Origin of the sequence: Flagellimonas lutimaris (assembly GCF_051494225.1) — a bacterium.
GTDB classification, from domain to species: Bacteria; Bacteroidota; Bacteroidia; order Flavobacteriales; family Flavobacteriaceae; genus Flagellimonas; species Flagellimonas lutimaris_A.
Genome location: NZ_JBNPYE010000004.1, coordinates 33,851 through 58,321, shown reverse-complemented (window position 1 = coordinate 58,321; position 24,471 = coordinate 33,851). Strand labels below are relative to the sequence as shown.

Below are 24,471 nucleotides of genomic sequence, written 5' to 3'. Positions count from 1 at the left end.
TTGATAAGTGGTTTCAAATTTACTTACGAAATTTTTATGGGTAGGGTTTTATTTTGATTTTGTTTGTAACAATTGTCAGCTACATTTGTCTAACAATAAAGCACAACCATGGATATTGCATTGCTCATTTTAGGGTTCCTTTTGATGCTGGTCGGGATACTGGGCAGCTTTTTGCCCGTATTGCCAGGCCCACCTATAAGTTGGGTTGGATTGTTACTGCTTTATTTAACCAAAGCAGTACCCGATAATTGGTGGATTTTGGGGGTCACTTTTGTGATTGCAATTACTATTACCATTTTAGATTATGCGATACCCGCTATGGGTACCAAACGGTTCGGTGGCAGCAAAGCGGGCATGTGGGGTACCATTATAGGCTTACTTGTAGCCATCTTTGTTCCCGTTTTCGGTCCGTTGGGCATTATCATTTGGCCATTTATTGGGGCCTTGGTAGGTGAACTATTGAACAAGGCCAACAAAAAAACCGCCATGAAGGCGGCTTTCGGTTCGTTTTTAGGCTTTTTAACAGGTACCTTCATGAAATTTGTGGTCACGGTTATGTATGCCATTTTCTATGTTTACATCACCATAAAGTATGCCGGAGACTTATTTAGCTTTAGTTAGTCCAACCATTCTACTTTTTCAGAAATAGGGGTTCTGTTGGATGGTTCCACATCACCCTCATAATAACCCATATATAAAAAACCAAGACACTTTTCTCCTTCCTTCAAATCAAAGAATTCATCCATAAACTTGATGAGGCCCGGTGAAGCCCAATAAGTTCCAATGCCCAATTCAGTGCAGCACAACCACATATTTTGTACCGCCATGGCCACGGAGGCAATCTCTTCCCATTCTGGCAAACTCTCCTTAGGGTCTCGTTGCATGCAAATGGCGATTACCGCAGCAGAATTGGATGGGTTGAATTGCAGTTTTTTGATTTTCATTTGCTTTGGCTTGGGGTCTACCTCCTGATATTTGTTGGATAAAAAGACACCCAACTCCTGTTTCTTTTCTCCCATTAGTACTTTAAAACGCCAAGGTTCCGTTTTTTTATGGGTCGGAGCCCAATTGGCGGCTTCCAAAATCTTTTCTAGGGTTTCTCTCGATATAGGTCTATCGGTAAATTGTGGAGGAAAAATGCTTCTTCTTTCCTTTATCAAATCAAAAATCATACTGGTGAATTAAGTTGAATCCCAAAGTTACGCTCCAAAATATTGCCATCATAATTTCATGAGTAAATCCATGCATTTTTGAAGAGCAGGGTTTCGATTATCCCTTTTCCAGACCATGCTCAATACAGCGCGCTGTTTTATCTTTTTCATTTCGATGAACTTCACCTTCATCTGAAATCCGTGTTGAAGCGTCGTTGGTACAATGGCAATGCCCAATTTGTTCTCTACTAATTTAAAAATGGTCTGCGCATGCACCGATTTATGGGAAACATTGGGCACAAACCCACTATCTTCACAAATACTCAGAACAGTATCGTAGTACATGGGACTGTAATCTTGAGAAAATAGGATAAAATCTTGATCCGCCACTTGATTGATATTTTTGAAATTCTTTGCATCCAAATAATGCTCCGCTGGCAGCACCAAAGAAAAAGTGTCCTCAAAAACAGGTCTTACTTCAAGTCCTTTTGGCACTCTGGATAATCGTACAAAACCAAGATCCAAACGATCGGCCAATATCGCATTGATTTGCGCCCGGTTGGAAAGCTCTTCTAAAGTGGTATGTACCGTTGGATACTTTTCCTTCAACCCCAACAACAAATTGGGAACCACATTTTGCATGGCCGAACCCAAAAATCCGATTCGCACCTCCCCCAATTGCCCATCTCCGATAAGTTTTACTTGTTTTTTTGTCTGATCCAAATGGTTTAAAATGAATTCCACTTCCTTTTTTAAAAATTCCCCTGCCGGGGTCAAACTCACCTTTTTCTTATCCCTCACAAAAAGTTGAGTTTCCAAAATCTCTTCCATTTGTTTAATCTGTGTACTCAGACCTGGTTGAGAAATAAAGAGTTTTTCAGCTGCTTTTCGATAGTGAAGCTCTTCGGCAACCGCCAAAAAATAAATAAAATGTCGAAGTTCTATTTGATAATTCATACTTATTGATTGTTACAAAAATAAGTATTGGTGATTATTAAACCTAACCGCTAATTTTATTCAAAAGAAAAAAGCATGGCAATAGACCGAACATTTCAATTTGGCGAGGACCATTTAACCGCAAGCATAGCTTTGGGGTTGGCCCAAGGCAGCATAAAAGGTATTTTTACAGATGAATGCCTAAAAAATGTAAATGCGAGTTTCCAACGTGTACAGCGTATTGTAGAAAAAGGCGATACGGTGTATGGTATCAATACGGGATTTGGCCCATTGTGCAATACCAAAATATCCAAAGAGGACACCAAAATTCTTCAATCCAACATATTACAAAGTCACAGTGTAGGAGTAGGTGAACCCATTTCCAATGAATTGGCAAAAATTATGCTGATTCTAAAAATCCATGCCCTGGCAAAAGGATATTCGGGTATTGCCGAAGCTACATTGGAGCGGATGCTCTGGCATTTGGAAAATGACGCCATTCCCGTGGTTCCATCGCAAGGTTCGGTTGGGGCTTCTGGAGATTTGGCTCCGCTATCCCATCTGTTTCTACCCTTGATTGGCCTCGGCAAGGTGGAATATCAGGGGAAAACCATCCCGACCCGAGCGTTATTTGAACAAACAGGATTAAAGCCTTTGGAATTGGGCCCAAAAGAAGGGCTTGCCTTGATCAATGGCACCCAATTTATCGCTGCACACGGAGTGATGGTCGTCCACAAATTACAGCATTGTCTTCGACATGCGGACATCATCGGGGCCATGATGCTCGAAGGGCTACAAGGTTCCATGAAGCCCTTTTTTGAAGAATTGCACCAACTCCGTCCGTTCAAGGGGAACCAACATGTGGCGGGTAGGATTCGCACATTGCTGCAAGGTTCCGAGATTTTGGAAGATCATATCGATTGCGAACGGGTGCAAGACCCCTACTCCCTGCGATGTATGCCACAAGTGCATGGAGCTTCCCGAAATGCTTGGCTCCACCTCAAGGAATTGTTGGAAATCGAACTCAACTCGGTTACCGACAATCCCGTCATCATTAATGATGAATTGACCATCAGTGGCGGAAACTTCCACGGACAGCCCTTGGCCATGGCCTTGGATTATGCCGCCTTGGCCGCTTCGGAAATTGGAAATATCTCAGACCGACGCATCTATCTGGCCCTCGAAGGGAACAGCCCAGGTGTTCCCAAATTATTGATGAATGATACGGGCATCAATTCCGGCTATATGATTTTACAATACACTTCTGCAGCATTGGCCAGCGAGAACAAAAGCCTATGTTTTCCCGCCAGCGCCGATAGCATCCCCACTTCTTTGGGTCAGGAGGATCATGTGAGCATGGGTTCCATCAGCGGTAGAAAGGCCCTCAACATAATCAGCAACGTCGAGAAAATCCTTTCCATCGAATTATTGACCTCAGCGCAGGCATTCGAGTACAGAAAACCACTAAAATCGGGGATTGTGTTGGATGAAATCCATACATTCCTGAGGACAAAGGTTGCTTTTGCCGAAAACGACCGCGTTTTTGCCGACGACATCGAAAAAGGAATCGAAATCATTCAAAACCGAGAGATTATTGATTTGGTAGACCGTGTGATGGATGAGAAACAACTGAAATGGGACACACCACATCTTGAAGCATTTGAAACATATTAAAATGAACAGACCATTATTAATAGGACCTTTTACCCAATTACTTCCCATGACGGGACTCCCTTTAAAAGGAACCCTAAAAGATGAGCAACTGCCCATCATTGAAAACGGAGGCATTTTGGTTTCCGAAGGAAAAATTCTAAAAGTTGGTGTTTTTGATGATTTAAAATCCGATGATATCGATGTACATTATATCCAAGGTCATCATGTTTGCTTACCCGGATTTGTGGACTCCCACACCCATATCTGTTTTGGAGGCACTCGTGCTCGCGATTATGCCTTCCGAAACGCCGGAAAAACCTATTTGGAAATTGCCAAAGCTGGTGGCGGCATTTGGGACACGGTGACCCAAACCCGAAAAGCATCACAAGATGAATTGGTTGAAGGCATTATTTCCAGAAGTAAAAAACATCTCAAAAACGGTGTAACCACCATTGAGGTGAAAAGTGGTTACGGCCTTTCCGTAGATGAAGAATTGAAAATACTACGCGCTATCAAGCAGGCCAACGAAACATCAAATGCTTCGTTAATCCCCACTTGTTTGGCAGCCCATATGAAGCCAAAAGATTGGAATCAGGACAAGGATTATCTCAATGTGATTATCAAGGAATTGTTTCCCATCATCAAAACCGAAAACTTGGCCCATCGAGTTGATGCCTTTGTGGAAGAAAGTGCCTTTTCCCCTGAGGAAATCAAGCCCTATTTTCAAAAAGCAAAGGAAATGGGATTCGATATTACGGTACATGCCGACCAATTTACCACGGGCGGCAGTCAAGTTGCAGTGGATTTTGATGCGGTAAGCGCCGACCATTTGGAGGCCAGCACCGAAAAAGAAATCCAATTATTGGCAAAGAGCAACACCATTGCGACCGCCTTGCCCGGAGCGTCTATTGGTTTGGGGTGCGCCTACACGCCAGCACGAAAAATTTTGGATGCAGGTGGCGCTTTGTCCATTGCCAGCGACCATAATCCAGGGTCCGCTCCCATGGGCGACCTACTGACCCAAGCCAGTATTTTGGGCACTTTCGAAAAACTGTCCAACACCGAGGTTTTGGCAGGGATTACTTCAAGGGCAGCAGCAGCTTTACGATTGGAAGACAGAGGAAAGCTTGAAGTCGGTGCAGTAGCAGATTTTGTTATTTTCCCTACGGATAACTATCAAGAAATCACCTATCACCAAGGGCAATTAAAACCCTGCGAGGTTTGGAAAAAAGGAACGCCCATCCACTAAAAATTGAATCATGACTGAATTTCAGCAACAGATATTACAAGGTATACCAAAGCAACTTCCTCCAAAAAAGGAGTATCCCAAAAATGGGAATCCGGCCCCAAAACGGAAGGACATCCTTTCCAAGGAAGAAAAAAAATTGGCCGTACAGAATGCGCTACGGTATTTCCCCGAAACTTGGCACAAGGAGCTCGCCGTAGAATTTGCGGAAGAACTCAAAACCTATGGTCGTATCTATATGCATCGGTTCAAGCCCGATTATGAGATGTATGCACGGCCCATTTCGGAATACCCTGCCAAAACACATCAGGCAGCGGCAATTATGCTGATGATTCAGAACAATTTGGACCCTGCCGTAGCACAACACCCTGAAGAACTTATTACCTATGGAGGCAATGGAGCGGTTTTCCAAAACTGGGCGCAATATCTGCTCACCATGAAATATTTGGCGGAAATGACCGAGGAGCAAACTTTGAATATGTATTCGGGTCATCCGATGGGTCTTTTCCCATCATCCAAAGAAGCTCCACGAGTGGTCGTCACCAATGGCATGATGATTCCCAACTACTCCAAACCCGATGATTGGGAAAAATACAACGCACTTGGCGTAACACAATACGGACAGATGACGGCTGGTTCCTATATGTACATTGGCCCACAGGGCATTGTGCATGGTACGGCCATTACGGTCATGAATGCGTTCCGAAAAGTATTGAAGCAAAATGAATCCCCCGAAGGTAAGATTTTCTTGACTGCCGGACTTGGAGGAATGAGCGGTGCCCAACCCAAAGCCGGAAACATTGCTGGAGGTATTACCATTTGTGCCGAAGTCAATCCCGAAGCTGCCAAAAAAAGACATGACCAAGGTTGGGTGGATGAATTGTTGGTCGATTTAGATCTGTTGGTGGTTCGTACCAAAGAGGCTGTGGAAAACAAGGAAGTTGTTTCCTTGGCCTATATCGGTAATGTGGTGGATGTTTGGGAACGTTTTTTTGAAGCGGACATTTTTATTCATTTAGGTTCCGACCAAACCTCTTTGCACAACCCTTGGGCAGGTGGCTATTATCCTGTTGGACTTTCGTTTGAGGAGTCCAATGCTTTGATGGTAGAAAATCCAGAAGCCTTTAAGGAAAAAGTGCAGGAATCATTGCGAAGACAAATCAACGCCATCAACAAGCACACCGCAAAGGGCACCTACTTTTTTGATTACGGCAACGCTTTTTTATTGGAAGTTTCCCGAGCGGGCGGTGATGTAATGGCTGAAAATAATATCGATTTCAGGTATCCGTCCTACGTGCAGGATATTTTAGGGCCCATGTGTTTTGATTATGGCTTTGGCCCCTTCCGATGGGTCTGTACATCGGGCGACCCAAAAGACCTCCAAAAGACCGATACCATTGCCTTGGAAGTAATGAAAAAGATAAAATCCGAAGCGCCAGAAGAAATCCAACAGCAGATGCAGGACAACATCAAATGGATTTCGGAAGCGGAACAGAACAAATTGGTAGTAGGCTCACAGGCTCGAATCCTCTATGCTGATGCTGAAGGACGAAGCAAAATTGCCGATGCTTTCAACACGGCGATTGCCAAGGGAGAAATTAGTGCTCCCGTGGTATTGGGTCGTGACCATCATGATGTAAGTGGAACGGATTCACCTTTTCGAGAAACCAGCAACATTTACGATGGCAGCAAGTTCACTGCAGATATGGCCATTCAAAATGTGATTGGTGATAGTTTTAGGGGAGCCACTTGGGTTTCCATCCATAATGGTGGAGGTGTTGGCTGGGGAGAAGTAATCAATGGCGGATTTGGCATGGTGCTCGATGGTTCCGAAGAGGCCTCCAACCGATTGGAGAAAATGTTGTTCTTTGATGTAAACAATGGTATTTCCCGCAGAAGTTGGGCACGGAACAAAGAAGCCCGATTTGCCATTGAACGTGAAATGGAACGCTCTCCAAATTTAAAAGTAACTTTGCCTTATCTTGTAGAGTCCAATATTTTGGACGACCTATTTTAATGTGATGAAACACTACGAACACCCTAAAAAGAACCTTTGGACAGGTCGAATCTCCAACAAATGGTTGTATTTACACGAAAAAGTGCATTGTACACCCTTGGAAGAACTTCCCGAAGCCCAGAAAAAAGCCATATCCCTTTTGGGCTACGCCTGCGATGCCGGAGTGCACCGCAATCAGGGGCGTGTTGGAGCAGAAGATGGTCCAGATGCTATTAAAAGTAGTTTTGCCAAAATGCCCAACCATTTGGGAAGCAATGTGCTTTTACACGATGTGGGTTCGGTTACTTGTGCCAATAGCGATATGGAATCAGCACAGGAACAACTCGCGGAAGCTGTCAAAGTTCTCTTGGAGAAAAAGCAATTCCCGATCGTTTTAGGCGGTGGGCACGATATGGCTTACGGGCATTACAATGGTATCAAAACATATTTGGACACCAAAAAAGAGGGACAGACCATCGGTATCATCAATTTTGATGCGCATTTTGATTTGCGGAAAAACACGGAGCAAAGTAACTCGGGTACCCCGTTTTATCAGATAGCCAAGGACTGCGAAAAAGAAGGCATTGATTTTAAGTATCTCTGCCTCGGTATCCGAAAGGATGCCAACGATAGAAGCCTGTTTCAAACGGCCAGAGATCTTGATGTCATTTATGTGATGAACGACACCTTTCAAACTCCACTATTAAATGAAATCACAACTTGGATCAATGCGTTTGCCAAGAACGTAGATCATATTTATGTGACCATCGATTTGGATGGTTTTTCATCGGCCTATGCTCCTGGAGTTAGCGCCCCTTCACCCATGGGTTTTAGCCCTTATATGGTTTTGGAATGTTTAAAAACGATTATAGGTTCTGGAAAATTAATCAGTATGGACATTGCCGAGATGAATCCCAAATACGATATTGACGGGCAAACGGCAAAATTGGCCGCCTCGCTGGTGCATCATGTGGCTCATGCTGTTTCGGGAAGTTGACGGCACTTATTTGTCATTCTGAGCCTTTCGACTGCGCTCGAGGTGACATCCGTTCTTATTTTACACTTTCTTCTACAAACAAAAAAAGCCTTCCAAATGGAAAGCCTTTCATTGGCGAGCATCAGTTTGATGCTTCAACCTGATTCCAATCATCGCGACTGGAATCCAACACAACAAGACAAAGATATGATGATTTTTCCGAAATAAGGGCAGCAGAAGTTGTTCATATTTATTTTATGGATTATTTCCATTATATAGGAATATTTCCATAATTTAGCTTCCCCTTCAGCTAAACAATGAAAAAGACGATTTTGCATCTAGACTTGGATACTTTTTATGTATCCGTGGAACGCATCATCAATACAGAGCTTAAAAATAAGCCCTTATTGGTGGGCGGTACCAGCGACCGTGGTGTGGTAGCAGCCTGTAGCTACGAGACCCGCGGGTTTGGGGTGCATTCCGGTATGCCCATGAAAATGGCCAAGGAACTTTGCCCTGAAGCCGTGGTGATTCGTGGAAACGCAGGCACTTACAGCAAGTATTCGGATGTGGTTACGGAAATCATCAAGGAACAGGTTCCCCTTTTTGAAAAATCGAGCATTGATGAATTTTATGCCGATCTATCTGGCATGGACCGTTTTTTTGGCTGTTACAAATTTGCTACGGAGATGCGACAGAGAATCATTCGGGAAACGGGCCTACCTATTTCATTTGGATTATCGGTGAACAAAGTGGTTTCCAAAGTAGCGACCAACGAGGCAAAACCCAACAATCAGCTTAAGATAGACTTTGGTCTGGAAAAGCCTTTTTTGGCTCCACTTTCCATCAAAAAAATTCCGATGGTGGGCGATAAAACCTATCAAACCTTAAGAAATCTAGGAATACGACAAGTAAAAACTGTTCAGGATATGCCCATGGATATTATGCAACGGGTGTTAGGTGCCAATGGCGGGGTAATCTGGAAAAGAGCCAACGGCATAGACAACACTCCCGTGATTCCATTCCACGAGCGAAAATCCATTTCCAACGAAAGAACATTTGACAAAGACACCATCGACGTCATCAAACTAAGAGGCATTTTGATCGCTATGACCGAAAATCTGGCCTACCAATTACGAAGGGGCGATAAATTAACAGCTTGTATTGCCGTAAAGATTCGGTATTCCGATTTTAATACCTATTCCAAACAATCACGGATTCCCTACACAAGTGCAGACCACACCCTCATCCCAAAAATATTGGAGCTGTTCAATTCATTATATAATAAACGAATGTTGGTTCGTCTTATCGGAATTCGGTTCAGCCATTTGGTCTCGGGCAACTACCAAATCAATCTTTTTGAAGATACTGAAGAGACCTTGAACCTTTACCAGGCTATGGACCATGTCCGTAATCGATTTGGGAGTCGGAGTGTACTGCGTGCCTCTGCCATGGGCGCAAAGACCATTGGGAGCATGCACAACCCCTTTAACGGGGAACCGCCTGTAGTTTTAGCTCACAGAAAACAGTGAACAACAATCAATTTCCAATGAACATTAAAAAATTGGCAATTGATAACTGATAATTGACTATTGATAATTGTACCTCAACTGCCACACATATTACAGTTTACGGTTCGGAACCTTCTCGGAGGTTGAGCTATTGCAGTTGGCACAAGAAAACCACGTGACCCAATTGGTACTTACGGATATCAACAATACCTCAGCGGGATTGAACTTTGTTCGAAAAGCATCAGAATTTGACATAAAACCGATTTTGGGCATCGATTTTAGAAATGGAACACAGCCCTGCTTTATCGGTATTGCAAAAAACAACGAGGGGTATCTGGAACTGAACGATTTTTTATCCTGTCACCTTCATGATAAATTAAAGATTCCTGATAGGGCTCCTGCTTTTAAAAATGCATTTGTAGTATATCCATTTGAACAGGTGCTGCTCAACGAACTCGACCATTTTCAGGGTCATGAGTTCATCGGAGTCTCTATTAAAGATTTACGCAGACTTCCGTTCTCGAAATTGGCCGATCTTAAAAAGAAATTGGTGGTGCAGCAACCTGTTACTTTTCGGAACAAACAAGATTTTAATGCCCACCGATTGCTCAGGGCCATCGATAATAACGTACTGCTGAGTATACTTCCAAAGGAAGAAGAAGCAAACGAGGAAGAGAAAATGTACCTTATCCAAAATCTGGCCGCTGCGTTTTCTGAATTTCCTTTTATTCTGGAAAACACCGAAAAATTGCTCAACAAGTGCAGTATCCATTTTGATTTTTCCAAGGACAGAAAACCCCAAAACCTTGAAACGTATCTAGGAAGCGTAGAAGAGGACGAACATCTCTTGGAAAAACTATGTGCCGAGGGACTCCCCTATCGGTATGAAGAGGTGAACGACTCCATCAAAAGCAGATTGAAAAAAGAATTGGAGCTCATCAAAAAAATGGGTTTTGTTTCCTATTTTTTGATCAATTGGGATATTGCTTCCGAAGCAAAGCGAAGGGGTTACTTTTATGTAGGTCGAGGAAGTGGTGCCAACAGCATTGTGGCCTACTTGCTCCGCATCACCGATGTGGATCCGATGGAACTAGACCTTTATTTTGAGCGTTTCATCAACCTGTACCGCGCCAATCCGCCCGATTTTGATATTGATTTTTCATGGAGAGACCGCCCTGCCATGACCCAATATATTTTTGATCGGTTTAAACATGTGGCTCTGCTCGGCACCTACGTTACCTTCAAAGAAAGAGGGGTTATCCGAGAGTTGGGGAAAGTATTCGGCCTCCCACCACAGGACATTGACTTTTTGTTGACGGGAAGATATTCCCTTGAGCAACTGGACCATGTATCCAAACTTGTCTTGAAATATGGTAGTTTGCTCAAAGGGAAACCGAATTATCTGAGTATTCACGCAGGGGGAATTTTGATCAGCGACAAACCCTTGCATTGGTTTTCGGCCACCCATTTACCGCCAAAAGGCTTCCCCACCACGCAATATGATATGGTAATTGCAGAAGATGTGGGGCTTTATAAGTTTGATATTCTTGGTCAACGCGGATTGGGTAAAATCAAAGAGGCTTTGGAAATTGTCGCCTACAATCAACCTAAAAAATATAATGGTATCGATATCCACGATATCAAAGGTTTTAAAAAAGACCCTGTTATCAATAACCTCATCAAAACCGCACAATGTATGGGTTGTTTTTATGTGGAATCGCCCGCCATGCGCATGTTGTTGAAAAAACTACAGGTCGATAATTATTTGGGATTGGTGGCCGCCAGTTCCATTATCCGTCCAGGTGTAGCCAAAAGTGGTATGATGCGAGAATACATCCTGCGCCATCGCAACAAGGGCAGAACCGAGGAAAAAGCACATCCGATCATGCTGGAAATTATGCCCGACACCTACGGAGTCATGGTGTACCAAGAAGACGTCATCAAAGTGGCCCATCATTTTGCGGGATTGGACCTTGGCGAGGCCGATGTGCTCCGCAGAGGCATGAGCGGCAAGTTCCGTTCGCGGGAAGAGTTCCAAAAAGTGCAGGACAAGTTTATTTCCAATTGCAGAAAAAAGGGCTATGCGGAATCCTTGATCTCAGAAATTTGGCACCAAGTCGCCAGTTTTGCAGGCTATGCTTTTGCCAAGGGACACTCCGCTTCCTACGCTGTGGAGAGTTATCAAAGTTTGTTTTTGAGGGCTTATTATCCCTTGGAATATTTGGTGGCAGTGCTCAACAATGGGGGTGGATTTTACCGTTCGGAATTCTATGTGCACGATGCCCGTATGATGGGTGCCACCATTCATCCGCCCTGTGTGAACAAAAGTATGGCCGTAAACCGCATTTATGGCACCCATATTTATTTAGGAATGATGTACCTCCGCGATCTGGAAAGCAGGGTCATGGAACGTATCCTAAAAGAACGCATGCTTCACGGAAGTTTTACTTCTTTGGAAGATTTTCTGGACCGCGTGTTCATCCGTATGGAACAACTTTCTATCCTGATTCGTATCGATGCCTTCCGATTTACGGGAATCAACAAGCACGAACTGCTTTGGAAAGCCCATTTGATGTTGTCCAAAAACGACCGATTGGAACACCCGAAGCTTTTTCCACCAAGGCATCAAAAATTTCAGATGCCCCAACTGAACACCACCGCCTTGGAAACCGCTTTTGAACAATTGGAACTTTTGGGGTTCTGCCTTTGCAGTCCTTTTGAACTTTTGGAGGACCCTCCCAAAAACACCAACGGACAAAAAGATTTGGAGCGGCACCTTAACAAATACATAGACATTTATGGGTATTTGGTCACCGTAAAAAACACCTCCACGCATCACGGCAAACGCATGCATTTTGCTACTTTGGTGGATCAACATGGCGAAGTCTTCGACACGGTACTCTTCCCTCCTGTTGCGTCCAAATATTACTTTAGAGGGAAGGGCATTTATCGATTTTATGGTAAAGTGGTGGAAGAGTTTGGTTTTTTGAGCATTGAGGTCATCAAAATGAAAAAAGAAAACTACATCCAAGACCCCCGATATGCCGATATGAGGACAAGCAAAAAGTTGTTTGGTTCGAACAAGTGAACGGAATACCGTAACTTAGGAAGGCGAATTAACCCAGTGCATGAAAATTAGAATCAAAGGAAATTCCATACGATTTAGATTGACCCAAAGCGAAGTACAACAATTATCTGAAACGGGTTCGGTAAAAGAAACCACCATATTTGGTCCGAACGTTTTTCAATATCAAGTTAAGTTGATGTCCTCTGTCCAAAATCTACAAGTATCATACTACAATGATACTATACTGATGATGATTCCCGAGGCTGATGGGAAAAACTGGTTCCATAACGACACCATTGGTTTTGAACATGAAGTGGAGCTTTCCGAAGGAAAAAAACTGCATTTATTATTGGAAAAAGACTTTACCTGCCTCGAAAATAGGGACGAAGACCAATCGGACAATTATCCCAATCCAAAACTGCAACACTGACCACGATGGAAAAAGAAATAAAACGCAATGTCTCCCTTACCGGGGAAATTAGATTCACGGGGCTTCGTCTAAAGGAGCCCATGCAAACTTCCGCTGGTTTCCAAGGCGTAAAAGAAGCGTTGCGTCACAGTTTTAAGGAAATGGGCATATTGCGTTCCATGAACACCCTGTCACAAATGAACCAAGAAAATGGTTTTCGCTGCCCGAGTTGTGCCTGGCCTGTTCCCGAACATCCATCAAAAATTGCAGAGTACTGTGAAAATGGCGCAAAAGCATTGGCAGACGAAGCCACCAGAGAACATATCGGTGCAGAATTTTTTGCAGAACATTCCGTGGAAGGACTTTCTCAATTAAGCGATTTTGAACTCAATAAATTAGGAAGGGTTATAGAGCCGATGCTTCTCAAACCAAATAGCATACACTATGAGCCCATTACGTGGCAAGATGCTTTTGAATTAATATCGGAGGAATTACATCGATTGGACAATCCGAATGAGGCGATATTTTATACCTCAGGTAGATCCAGTAACGAGGCTGCCTATCTCTACGGAATGTTTGCCCGTGCTTTCGGTACCAACAATATGCCCGATTGTTCCAATATGTGCCACGAATCATCCGGAGTGGCACTTTCCGAAACTTTGGGTATCGGTAAAGGTTCTGTAAAACTTGATGATCTGCATGGAGCGGAAGTTATTCTTGTGGTGGGACAAAACCCAGGAACCAATCACCCCAGAATGTTATCGGCCTTGGAAAAGTGCAAAAAGAACGGTGGCAAGATCATCAGCATAAATCCATTAGCGGAAACGGGATTGGTCAACTTTAAAAACCCACAGAGTATTTCGGATATGTTGGGGAACGGACAACCTATTGCGGATATCCACTTACCTGTAAAAATCAATGAGGATATTGCCTTGGCCAAACTGATTTTAAAGAAATTGGTAGCACTCGATGCCAAAAACACCGATGTCCTCGACCATGAATTTATTGTGGAATATGTGGATGGCTATGATGAATTGTTGAAAGATTTGGACCGCTACGATGAAGAAAGTCTTCAACGCAAAAGTGGGGTCTATATGCACAAAATTGACAAGGTTGTGGAATTGTTGGCCGAAAACTCCAAGATTGTCATCTGTTGGGCCATGGGAATTACCCAGCACAAAAATGCGGTGGAGTGCATTAAAGAATATGTAAATATTTTACTCCTAAAGGGGGCTGTGGGGAAACCATTTGCTGGAACCTGCCCTGTACGTGGGCATAGCAATGTGCAAGGAGATCGTTCTGTAGGCATTATGCATTATGTGAACAAAACTTTGAACAACCGAATTCAAGAGCACCTTAATTTTGACCCACCCACGGAAAAAGGGTACGATACGGTGGAGGCCATCGAGGCGATGCACGAAAAAAAGGCCAAGGTCTTTGTTTGTTTAGGCGGTAATTTTTTGATGGCGGCATCCGACACAAAATACACTGCAGAGGCTATCCAAAGTTGTGATTTAACGGTTCAGATAAGCACCAAACTGAACCGAAGTCATTTGGTGACAGGTAAAACTGCATTGTTATTGCCAACCTTTGGTCGTTCCGAAAAAGATGAGAAAAACGGGGAACTCCAATTTTTGACCATGGAGAGCAGTACGGGAAAAGTACGCCAGAGCAAAGGATTATTGAAACCCGCTTCGGAACAAATAAAAAGCGAGCCTGAAATTATTTCACTATTGGCCCACACTTATTTTAGGGGCAACCATTCCATGAATTGGTATGAGTTGGGACAGGATTACAACCTTATCCGAAAACTCATTGATAAGACCGTAAAAGGATTTGAAAATACCAGTGAACAGTCCAAAGGATTTGGTTATTATTTGCCCAATAACGTTCGTAAGCGTGATTTTCGCATGCTTCCTAATGGGATGGCGCAGTTATCGATTACCTCATTGCCCGACCATCAATTAAAACCTGATGAGTTGATGTTGATGACCATTCGTTCCCATGATCAATTCAATACTACCATTTATGGATTGAATGACCGCTACCGTGGCATCCACAACGAGCGCCGGGTCGTTTTTATGAATGTAGAGGACATAACTGAAAAAGGTTTGGCCAAATTGGATGTTGTCAATCTCCACAGTAATTATGACGGGATTCTACGAACCGCAGAAAAATTTTTAGTAATACCTTACGAAATACCAAAGGGAAATATGGCCGCTTATTTTCCAGAGACCAACTTATTGGTTCCCTACAATCATTTTGCGGACAAGAGCCAGACTCCCATCAGTAAATCCATCAAGGTAACCGTAGAAAAAGCTTCCTGATACCTTACTATTTGAACGCGGAGATTCCCGTAATGTCGGCTCCCGTAATCAACAAGTGAATATCATGAGTACCCTCGTAAGTAATGACACTTTCCAAGTTCATCATGTGACGCATAATGCTGTACTCTCCTGTGATACCCATTCCACCTAACATTTGTCGAGCTTCACGAGCAACCTTGATAGCCATTTCCACATTGTTGCGTTTGGCCATGGAAATTTGTGCCGTAGTCGCCTTGCCTTCATTCTTTAACTGTCCCAAACGAAAAGCCAATAACTGGGCCTTGGTGATTTCGGTAATCATTTCGGCCAACTTCTTTTGCTGAAGCTGAAATGCAGCAATGGGTTTCCCAAATTGAACCCGCTCCTTGGCATATCTCAATGCCGTATCGTAGCAGTCCATGGCGGCACCGATCGCTCCCCATGCTATTCCGTATCGGGCGGAGTCCAAACACCCGAGCGGCGCTCCCAAGCCATTTTTGCCCGGCAATAAATTTTCCTTGGGCACTTTTACGTTGTCAAAAATAAGCTCGCCCGTAGCTGATGCACGCAACGACCATTTGTTATGGGTCTCCGGAGTGGAAAAGCCTTCCATGCCACGTTCCACGATAAGCCCATGTATTCTGCCTTCCTCGTTCTTGGCCCAAACCACGGCAATATCCGCAAATGGCGAGTTGGAAATCCAAAGTTTGGCACCGTTCAATACGTAGTGGTCACCTGCGTCCTTAAATTTGGTCTCCATACCTCCAGGATTGGAACCATGGTTAGGTTCGGTGAGCCCAAAACAGCCCATCCACTCCCCTGTTGCCAATTTGGGTAGATATTTTTTACGTTGTTCCTCTGATCCATAAGCAAATATGGGGTACATCACCAAGGAAGATTGTACTGAAGCCGTGGAGCGAACTCCACTATCTCCACGCTCAATTTCTTGCATAATCAACCCATAACTGATTTGGTCTAGCCCCGCTCCTCCATATTCTTCAGGAATATAAGGTCCAAACGCACCTATTTCTGCCAAACCACCAATAATCTGCTCAGGAAATTCTGCTTTTTGGGCATATTCCTCAATAATGGGAGAAATATCTCGCTTTACCCATTGACGGGCTGCATCACGAACCAGTTTGTGCTCTTCGGAAAGTAAATCGTCGAGATTATAGTAATCTGGGGCTTCAAATAAATCGGGTTTCATTTGGAATAAATTTTGAGTAAATATAACATTTCATTCGCGTATTGTTACATTTTTAAATAAAATGCTTGGGTCAATTCAACATATTCTTTAGTGTATTGATGTCTTCCTTTCTCAATGACCAAGGTATCAATTATCGGTTCATTTTTATGAAAACTAAATTCCATCAAACTCCTTTTAAAATTGGTTTCGAGATTTCCCTTCACCCTTGTGATTCGATTCGGGAACAAACCAACCTTTTGGGCTAGCTCGGTAAACCTCCCCTCTTCTTTATAAGGAAGAATAACTGCAAAAATTCCGTTTTTAGTGAGAAACTGGGAAACACCTTGAACCAGTTCATCGAACGGCAACGAACTACTTTGTCTTGCCTTATCCCTAGATGGGTCAGCACTTGCGACATCTTCAGCATAAAATGGGGGATTGGAAACGATTAAATCGTATTTATCGTCCATTTCATCCACAAACTCATCAAAACCTGCATGGTAACAGAACAGTCTGTCTCCCCATGGCGATGCTTCAAAATTGACAACACATTGTTCGTATGCATTATCATCCAGCTCAATGGCATCAATAACTTCCGCTGAGGAACGCTGGGCCAACTGCAAAGCGATCAGTCCGGTTCCCGTACCTATATCCAAAATAAATTCTGGTTGTTTGTCCAATGATGCCCAAGCACCTAACAATACCCCATCGGTTCCCACCTTCATGGCACATTGGTCTTGATGAATGGTAAATTCTTTGAATATGAATGGTTTCATTACCTCAAAGATAAGTCAAAGGTGTGTACATAATTTACAGCCATCAATTCAAACACGGCATTGGTTAGTTGATATGAGCCATTCATTAATTCACAAGCTATTATATGAGTTGGATACAGTTATTTCGCCATCAATTTTGGGGAAAGGCCCCAGTTAAATCATTACCAATTTTAAACTTTAAATTATGAAGAAATTATTTTTTGCTTTGATATTGATGCTAGCTGTAGCTCAGGTATCTCATGCACAAGAAGAAGGTAAATTCCGTGTTGGACTTGAAGCAGGTTATACTATGCCCGATGGTGGCGGTGGTGTTTTACTAGCTATCGAACCTAAGTACAATATAGCCGACAACATGAATATAGGAATACGTTTTGAGTCCGCTGCTATGGCAAAAAACGTGACAAGCGATGGAATTTCCTTAGAAGCAGATTTGGCTGCAAGTGCCTCCTATTTAGGTACTTTTGATTATTATTTCCATAATGGAAGTTCCTCCTTTGCTCCATTTATGGGAGCTGGCGTTGGGTATACTGCTTTGGCCAATATCGCTTTTGATGAATTCGGCCCTGATGCCGAAGCCGAAGTAGATGGAAAATTTGGTGGACTGATCCGTGCTGGTTTCGAGTGGGGAAAATTTCGTCTAGCTGCAAATTACAATCTTATTGGAAAAACTGAAATTGAAGGTGTAGAAGTAAAAAACTCTTACTTAGGCATCTCACTTGGTTTCTACCTTGGTGGTGGCAAGTGGAAAAAATAAAATTTCGTCTAGTTCTGTTAAATGAAGAGGGGGGCATTGATTTGCCTCCTTTTTTATTTGCTTTAGCTCAAATAAAGGTCCACCAAGCCTTCTGGCGTCTTCACATGAATAGTTTTATTTTCCCTATCTATTTTAGTGATTATGTCATCGCTAACAGGGATCAACAATTCTTTATCACCCTTTTTCACTTCAAAAAGATCTTGGGAGGCATTATCGTTAACGGATTCCACAACCCCAATGTCACCATGAACCTCATCCAATATGGTAAAACCGATTACTTCATGGAAATAAAATTTATTACCTGTCAGTGGCGGCAGCATAGTAAGTGGCAAGTAAAGTTCGGAACCTATCAGTTTATCGGCCGTGGGTTCATCTTTTACCTCTTCAAAATCGATGCGAAGGAGATTAGATTTGTGCAATCGACATCTATCAATAAAAAATGGAATCAGATTGTTTCCCAATGAAACAAGTACTGATTCCATATTTTCGTAAATATCGGGTTCATCGGTGTCCAATTTAATCAACACCTCTCCCTTAAAACTATATTTTGAAACGACTTTGCCCAGATAGAAGCAATCTTCCTTGCGCATCGTCCTACGTTTCTATTCTTCTTCTTTTGCAGCTTCTTCAGCGGCAGGAGCCTCCTCGGCTGGTGCTTCAGCTTCTGCGGTAACTTCCTCAATTGCAGCTTCAGCAGTTTCCTCTGCAGCCTCTTCGGCTACTTCCTCTTCTGGCAACGCAGCGGCAGCTCTCTTAGCGCTAGCTTCTTTTTCAGCTTCCAATGCTTTGGCTCTTGCTTCAGATTCAGCTTTGCTCAAACCATCCTTCTTGTCTTGGATTTTTTGTTCTTTCTCTTCCAACCAAGCTTTGAATTTTTCCTCAGCTTGCTCTTCAGTCATTGCTCCCTTACGAACACCTACTGCCAAGTGGTGTTTCATCATCACACCTGAATAAGAAAGAATAGCTCTAGCCGTATCAGTTGGCTGTGCACCGTTCTGCAACCATTTTACAGAACCGTCAATATTAAGATTGATTGTAGCTGGATTGGTGTTTGGGTTATAGGTTCCCAACTTTTCCAAATATTTACCGTCTCTTTTCGCTCTGACGTCTGCAGCAACTACCCAATAGAATGGTTTACCTTTTTTACCGTGTCTTTGAAGTCTAATTTTAACTGGCATATCACATTAATTTGTAGGGTGCCCGACCCTGATTATTAATTCTTTTTAATCGCTTATTGGTTAAGCGGGTGCAAATATACATTTATTTGTTTATAGCACAGCGTTCAAAGCAAAAAAAGTTAAATCGCTTTAACAACTGAGGTTCATTACGTTAAACCTATGACAAACCTACCCAATCCTTTGGTATTCCGCTCATTATCTGTAGTTTATTAGTAGATGTCGTCGAAAGCCGGCGGCCGCTAACTTAAAAATGAAGAGAGATTATGAAGTATACCGTAGAAATGTCGAACAAATTGAACGAACTTTTGAAGAAAACCTATGATGCTGAAAACGGTTTTAAGCAAGCAGCAGAAAAGGTTGACAATAAAACAATAAAAGATTTTTTCCTGAACAGTGCCAAACAGCGATACAATTTTGGACAGGAATTGAAAGCTGAAATCAATTCTTTTGGTGAAGCACCCGATAAAGGGGGAAGCACCAAAGGAACACTGCACAGATCTTGGATAAATTTTAAATCCTTGTTTACATCAAATAATGAAGAAGCGATGCTCGAAGAAGTACACCGTGGAGAAAAAGAAGCCATTGAAACTTACAATGACATCCTCCACGACAAAGATTTTGTTTTGCCGCAATCCACAAAAAGTCTATTGATGCGACATAGAAATGCCATCAGGGAAACTTTGGAGACTGCAAACATATTTGAAACCGCAGTTTCATAATTCCAAAAGTCAATAGATAACAACAAGAAAAGCTGGGATATTCTCCCGGCTTTTTTTCGTTGATAACTCATCACAACTCTTTTTTATCAAATCTATCTTCTTCCGTACTTTTATTCATTCCTTTTTTTGACCGAGACAGATAGCTTATGTATTTAATTTTTGATACGGAAACCACAGGTTTGCCCAAACGTTGGAATGCTCCCATTACCGATACGGACAATTGGCCAAGATGCGTACAGATTGCTTGGCAATTGCACGATGAACTCGGAAATCTGATAGAACATCAAGATTTTTTGGTAAAACCCGAAGGGTTTAACGTACCCTACGAAGCTGAACAGATACATGGTATTTCTACAGCTTTGGCGGAAGAAAAAGGCGTTCCTTTAAGTGATGTTCTGGAAGCTTTCAACAAAGCATTGCGGCAAACCAAATTTGTGGTGGGGCAAAATGTAGGGTTCGATATCAACATTATGGGATGCGAATTCCACCGAGAAGGTGTAGAAAGTCCAATGACCGAACTCCCAGTTCTCGACACCTGTACCGAACATACAGCAGAACTCTGTAAAATACCCGGAGGTCGAGGTGGTAAATTCAAATTGCCCACCCTTACCGAGTTGCACGAATTTTTGTTCGGGGAACCCTTTTCCGAGGCACATAACGCAACCGCGGATGTTGAGGCGACCACGCGTTGCTTTTTGGAATTGATTCGTAAAAAGCAGTATTCCTACCAAGAACTCGATGTTCAACCTGATTATTTTGAACGATTCTCCGAAGCCAATCCCAAGGAGATAGAACTTATTGGGTTAAAGCACATCAATCTAAAAGCTGCCTCCAAAAAAATTTCCGATGCCCTTTGGACAGAAGATACTGGAGGGGTTTCCGATCAGGAAATCCAAGAAAACGTAGAGACGCTGGAGGAGGAACCTTTTGTGCACCTACACAATCACTCCCAATTTTCGGTGTTACAGTCCACCATCAACATAAAGGATTTAGTCAAGGCCACTGCCAACCATGGCATGCCCGCCGTTGCCCTTACGGACCACGCCAATATGATGGGCGCCTTTCATTTTGTAAAAGAAGTGATAGGGCACAACAAAGCCGTAAAGGCTAAAAACGAAGAACTTATAGCCAATGGGGAGCAACCTACGGAAAAAGAAATCACGCCCATTGTTGGTTGTGAATTTTTTGTCTGCGAGGACCATGCCAATAAAAATGTAAAGGACTACGGGCATCAAATTGTACTCTTGGCCAAGAACAAAAAAGGGTACCACAACTTGGCCAAAATGTCTTCTATGGCTTATACGGATGGATTTTACTACGTCCCCAGAATTGACAAGAAAATTGTTGAGCAATACAAAGAAGATGTAATCGCCCTTACGGGAAACTTGTACGGCGAAGTGCCCAACAAAATCTTGAATGTTGGCGAAAAACAGGCCGAAGAAGCCCTTATTTGGTGGAAAGAGCAATTTGATGATGATTTTTACATTGAAATCATGCGTCATGGTCAAGAAGACGAAGACCGTGTAAACCAAGTTTTGGTACGAATGGCCAAAGACCACAATATAAAACTGGTCGCTACCAACAATACTTATTATTGTGACAAAAAAGATGCCGAGGCACACGATATTCTGTTGTGTGTAAAGGATGGTGAAAAACAGTCCACCCCTATCGGTCGAGGTAGAGGTTACCGCTACGGATTGCCCAACCAAGAGTACTACTTTAAGTCTTCGGACGAGATGAAAGAACTCTTCAAGGATTTACCACAGGCTATTTTGAACATCAAAGAGATTGTGGATAAAATTGAGCCCTACGATCTTGCCAGTGATATTTTGCTTCCAAAATTTGGTATTCCGGAAGAATTCAAGGACCCAGAAGATGAAATTGATGGCGGCAATCGAGGTGAGAATGCCTATCTGAGGCACATTACCTATAAAGGGGCCGAAAAACGGTATGGAGAACTTACAGATGAAATTAGGGAACGGATAGATTTTGAGTTGGAGATTATCAAAAACTCCGGGTATCCCGGATACTTTTTGATTGTAGAGGATTTTATCCGCGAAGCTCGAAATATGGATGTTTCCGTGGGCCCGGGACGGGGGTCCGCAGCAGGTTCGGTGGTAGCGTATTGCTTGACGATTACAAACATCGACCCCTTGAAGTACGACCTGCTTTTTGAGCGGTTCCTGAACCCAGACAGGGTATCCATGCCCGATATCGATATTGATTTTGATGATGAAGGCCGTAGCCGCGTAATGGACTACGTGATCAATAAATATGGAGCCAACCAAGTGGCACAGATTATCACCTACGGTACCATGGCGGCAAAATCATCCATTAGGGATACCGCGCGTGTGTTAGATCTGCCCTTGGGCGATGCCGACCGTATTGCCAAGTTGATTCCCAACATGTCCAAGCTCAATAAAATATTTGGTGTCGCAGAGGCCGACCTGAAGAAAAAGTTCCGTTCCGAAGAGTTGGAAAAGGTATACGAACTTCTCAACATAGCCGAAACAGATGATTTGGAAGGTCAGACCTTAAAGATGGCCCGAGTGCTTGAAGGTTCATTGCGAAACACAGGAATTCATGCCTGTGGGGTCATCATCACGCCAGACGATATTACCAATTTTGTACCCGTATCCGTAGCCAAGGATTCCGACCTCTACGTAACACAATTCGACAACTCGGTGGTGGAAAGTGCCGGTCTGTTGAAAATGGATTTCTTGGGATTGAAAACCTTGACCTTGATCAAGGACACCGTAAAAATCGTAAAAGCACGTACCGGAATAGATTTGGTACCCGATGATTTTCCGCTGGATGATGAAAAAACATACGAGCTTTTCCAACGTGGGGAAACCGTAGGGGTATTCCAATACGAATCCCCAGGGATGCAAAAACACATGAAAAACCTGAAACCTACGGTTTTTGATGACCTTATCGCCATGAACGCCCTGTACAGACCTGGGCCCATGGAATACATTCCAAGCTTTATTGCCCGTAAACACGGTGACGAAGAAATCACGTACGACCTCCCGGACATGGAGGAATACCTAAAGGAAACCTACGGGATTACCGTATACCAAGAGCAGGTGATGTTGCTCTCCCAAAAACTGGCCGGATTCTCCAAAGGTGATGCGGATGTTCTAAGGAAAGCCATGGGTAAAAAGATTTTTGCCCTGCTGGAAAAACTTAAACCGCAGTTCTTGGACGGCGGGGAGAAAAACGGTCATCCACGAGACGTTCTGGAAAAAATCTGGAAGGACTGGGAAGCATTTGCTTCTTACGCCTTCAACAAGAGTCACTCCACTTGTTACGCTTATATCGCTTACCAAACGGCATATTTAAAGGCCCACTACCCTGCCGAATACATGGCCGCCGTGTTGTCCAACAACATGAACGACATTAAGCAGGTCACCTTTTTTATGGAGGAATGTAAACGTATGGGGCTGGAAGTTCTGGGGCCGGACGTTAACGAATCCTACTACAAATTTGCCGTGAACAAGGACAATGCGGTACGGTTTGGCATGGGAGCCATTAAAGGTGTGGGACGTTCTGCAGTGGAAACCATTGTGGAAAACCGAAAAGAAGATGGACACTACAAATCCATCTTCGATTTGGCCAAACGGGTGGATTTACGGGCAGCCAATAAAAAAGCATTCGAGAACTTGGCGCTGGCAGGAGGGTTTGATTCCTTCGGAGACACCCATCGGGCCCAATATTTCCATGACGAGGGTGATGGTATCACGTTCTTGGAAAAGGCCGTAAAATATGGTTCCAAATTTCAGGAGAATCAAAATTCGTCACAAGTAAGCCTTTTTGGAGAGGCGAGCGAGGTACAGATTCCCGAACCCATTGTGCCACCGTGTGAGGAATGGGGTACAATGGAAAAGCTACGTCGCGAAAAAGAGGTCGTCGGTATTTATATTTCGGGTCACCCGTTGGATGACTTCAAAAAGGAAATAAAGGCATTCTGCAAGAACACGGTTAGCGATTTCTCCCGTTTGGAAGAGCATGTGAACAGGGAACTTACTGTCGCCGGTGTCATAACCGATGTGCAGCACCGAGTTTCCAAAAACGGTAAAGGTTGGGGATTCTTTACACTGGAAGATTACAACGAATCTTACGAACTTCGGATTTTTGGCGAAGAGTATTTAAAGTTCCGTCATTTTTTGATGATCAATTCCTTTGTGCACGTGAGGGCCTTTGTGCGTGAGGGCTGGGTAAATCGTGATACGGGCAAAAAGGGTGACCCAAGGCTTCAGTTCAATGATTTTAAACAGCTTCAGGATGTGATGGATGCTTTTGCCAAGAAGCTTACCATCAAACTGAATATTGACAGATTGCAGGAACAACGGATTCGAACCCTAAAGGATACTTTAAGGTTACATAAAGGAGAGCATCCTATCAGTTTTGTAATTTATGAAATGCAAGAGGAAATAAAATTGAAATTATCGAGTCGAAAACAGAAAGTGAAAATCAACAGTGAATTACTTTCAGAGCTGGATGCCCATGAAATTCACTATAAGTTAAATTAGATCATAACTATAACCAATGGCACAATAATTAAAACGAATATGTTGTATGTAAGTTACATGGGCATTATTTGACTA

The 24,471-nt window shown here is 43.2% G+C and carries 18 protein-coding genes; 12 read left to right on the top strand and 6 right to left on the bottom strand.

What is annotated here, in order from left to right; all coding sequences use genetic code 11:
* The first annotated feature begins 108 nt into the window (after positions 1-108).
* On the top strand, positions 109-621 hold the full coding sequence (locus ACQQ5U_RS10150; RefSeq protein ID WP_437397245.1) for a DUF456 domain-containing protein: 513 nt from the start codon (positions 109-111) through the stop codon (positions 619-621).
* On the opposite strand, the gene ACQQ5U_RS10145 is transcribed toward ACQQ5U_RS10150, so the two are convergent.
* Together ACQQ5U_RS10145 and ACQQ5U_RS10140 are read right to left on the bottom strand one after the other, a co-directional pair.
* On the bottom strand, positions 618-1,172 hold the full coding sequence (locus ACQQ5U_RS10145; RefSeq protein WP_437397243.1) for a nitroreductase family protein: 555 nt from the start codon (positions 1,170-1,172) through the stop codon (positions 618-620). The genes ACQQ5U_RS10150 and ACQQ5U_RS10145 overlap by 4 nt on opposite strands.
* Before the next feature lie 48 nt (positions 1,173-1,220).
* Entirely contained in the window at positions 1,221-2,108 is an 888-nt protein-coding gene (locus ACQQ5U_RS10140) for a LysR family transcriptional regulator (protein ID WP_437397242.1), read from the bottom strand.
* A gap of 75 nt (positions 2,109-2,183) precedes the next feature.
* Here ACQQ5U_RS10140 and hutH point away from each other — a divergent pair, with 75 nt between their 5' ends.
* The 8 genes from hutH to ACQQ5U_RS10100 all read left to right on the top strand — a co-directional run bounded on the left by hutH (position 2,184) and on the right by ACQQ5U_RS10100 (position 15,272).
* The gene (gene hutH / locus ACQQ5U_RS10135; protein ID WP_437397240.1) at positions 2,184-3,761 is read left to right on the top strand and encodes a histidine ammonia-lyase; all 1,578 of its coding nucleotides are present in this window, start codon (positions 2,184-2,186) and stop codon (positions 3,759-3,761) included.
* A gap of 1 nt (position 3,762) precedes the next feature.
* Entirely contained in the window at positions 3,763-4,989 is a 1,227-nt protein-coding gene (hutI, locus tag ACQQ5U_RS10130) for an imidazolonepropionase (RefSeq protein WP_437397239.1), read from the top strand.
* Between the two features lie 10 nt (positions 4,990-4,999).
* Positions 5,000-7,003 (top strand): urocanate hydratase, encoded by a 2,004-nt coding sequence (locus ACQQ5U_RS10125; protein WP_437397237.1) that lies wholly within the window; start codon positions 5,000-5,002, stop codon positions 7,001-7,003.
* Positions 7,004-7,007: 4 nt separating this feature from the next.
* On the top strand, positions 7,008-7,979 hold the full coding sequence (gene hutG / locus ACQQ5U_RS10120; protein WP_437397235.1) for a formimidoylglutamase: 972 nt from the start codon (positions 7,008-7,010) through the stop codon (positions 7,977-7,979).
* 296 nt (positions 7,980-8,275) lie between these two features.
* Positions 8,276-9,490, top strand: a complete 1,215-nt coding sequence (gene dinB, locus ACQQ5U_RS10115) for a DNA polymerase IV (RefSeq protein ID WP_437397233.1) — start codon at positions 8,276-8,278, stop codon at positions 9,488-9,490.
* 67 nt (positions 9,491-9,557) lie between these two features.
* On the top strand, positions 9,558-12,557 hold the full coding sequence (locus ACQQ5U_RS10110) for a DNA polymerase III subunit alpha (RefSeq protein WP_437397231.1): 3,000 nt from the start codon (positions 9,558-9,560) through the stop codon (positions 12,555-12,557).
* Between the two features lie 40 nt (positions 12,558-12,597).
* The gene (locus ACQQ5U_RS10105; RefSeq protein ID WP_437397229.1) at positions 12,598-12,966 is read left to right on the top strand and encodes a DUF7009 family protein; all 369 of its coding nucleotides are present in this window, start codon (positions 12,598-12,600) and stop codon (positions 12,964-12,966) included.
* Between the two features lie 5 nt (positions 12,967-12,971).
* The gene (locus ACQQ5U_RS10100; protein ID WP_437397227.1) at positions 12,972-15,272 is read left to right on the top strand and encodes an FdhF/YdeP family oxidoreductase; all 2,301 of its coding nucleotides are present in this window, start codon (positions 12,972-12,974) and stop codon (positions 15,270-15,272) included.
* Positions 15,273-15,279: 7 nt separating this feature from the next.
* Here ACQQ5U_RS10100 and ACQQ5U_RS10095 read toward each other — a convergent pair whose 3' ends face one another.
* Both ACQQ5U_RS10095 and ACQQ5U_RS10090 read right to left on the bottom strand, forming a co-directional pair.
* Positions 15,280-16,458, bottom strand: coding sequence for an acyl-CoA dehydrogenase family protein (locus tag ACQQ5U_RS10095; RefSeq protein ID WP_437397225.1), 1,179 nt, complete (start codon positions 16,456-16,458; stop codon positions 15,280-15,282).
* 44 nt (positions 16,459-16,502) lie between these two features.
* Positions 16,503-17,213 carry a tRNA1(Val) (adenine(37)-N6)-methyltransferase gene (locus tag ACQQ5U_RS10090; RefSeq protein WP_437397223.1) on the bottom strand — a complete coding sequence of 237 codons (711 nt, stop codon included), beginning with the start codon at positions 17,211-17,213 and terminating at the stop codon, positions 16,503-16,505.
* A gap of 184 nt (positions 17,214-17,397) precedes the next feature.
* Between ACQQ5U_RS10090 and ACQQ5U_RS10085 the strand changes: the two genes are divergently transcribed.
* Positions 17,398-17,967, top strand: coding sequence for a hypothetical protein (locus ACQQ5U_RS10085; RefSeq protein WP_437397221.1), 570 nt, complete (start codon positions 17,398-17,400; stop codon positions 17,965-17,967).
* Between the two features lie 62 nt (positions 17,968-18,029).
* Here ACQQ5U_RS10085 and rimM read toward each other — a convergent pair whose 3' ends face one another.
* Positions 18,030-18,557 (bottom strand): ribosome maturation factor RimM, encoded by a 528-nt coding sequence (rimM, locus tag ACQQ5U_RS10080; protein WP_437397220.1) that lies wholly within the window; start codon positions 18,555-18,557, stop codon positions 18,030-18,032.
* A 12-nt stretch (positions 18,558-18,569) separates the two neighbouring features.
* Positions 18,570-19,145 (bottom strand): 30S ribosomal protein S16, encoded by a 576-nt coding sequence (locus ACQQ5U_RS10075; protein ID WP_437397219.1) that lies wholly within the window; start codon positions 19,143-19,145, stop codon positions 18,570-18,572.
* Positions 19,146-19,408: 263 nt separating this feature from the next.
* Here ACQQ5U_RS10075 and ACQQ5U_RS10070 point away from each other — a divergent pair, with 263 nt between their 5' ends.
* Positions 19,409-19,864 (top strand): ferritin-like domain-containing protein, encoded by a 456-nt coding sequence (locus ACQQ5U_RS10070; protein ID WP_437397217.1) that lies wholly within the window; start codon positions 19,409-19,411, stop codon positions 19,862-19,864.
* 146 nt (positions 19,865-20,010) lie between these two features.
* Positions 20,011-24,396: a DNA polymerase III subunit alpha gene (gene dnaE, locus ACQQ5U_RS10065; RefSeq protein ID WP_437397215.1), complete on the top strand. Its 4,386-nt coding sequence runs from the start codon at positions 20,011-20,013 to the stop codon at positions 24,394-24,396.
* The last annotated feature ends 75 nt before the right edge of the window (positions 24,397-24,471 follow it).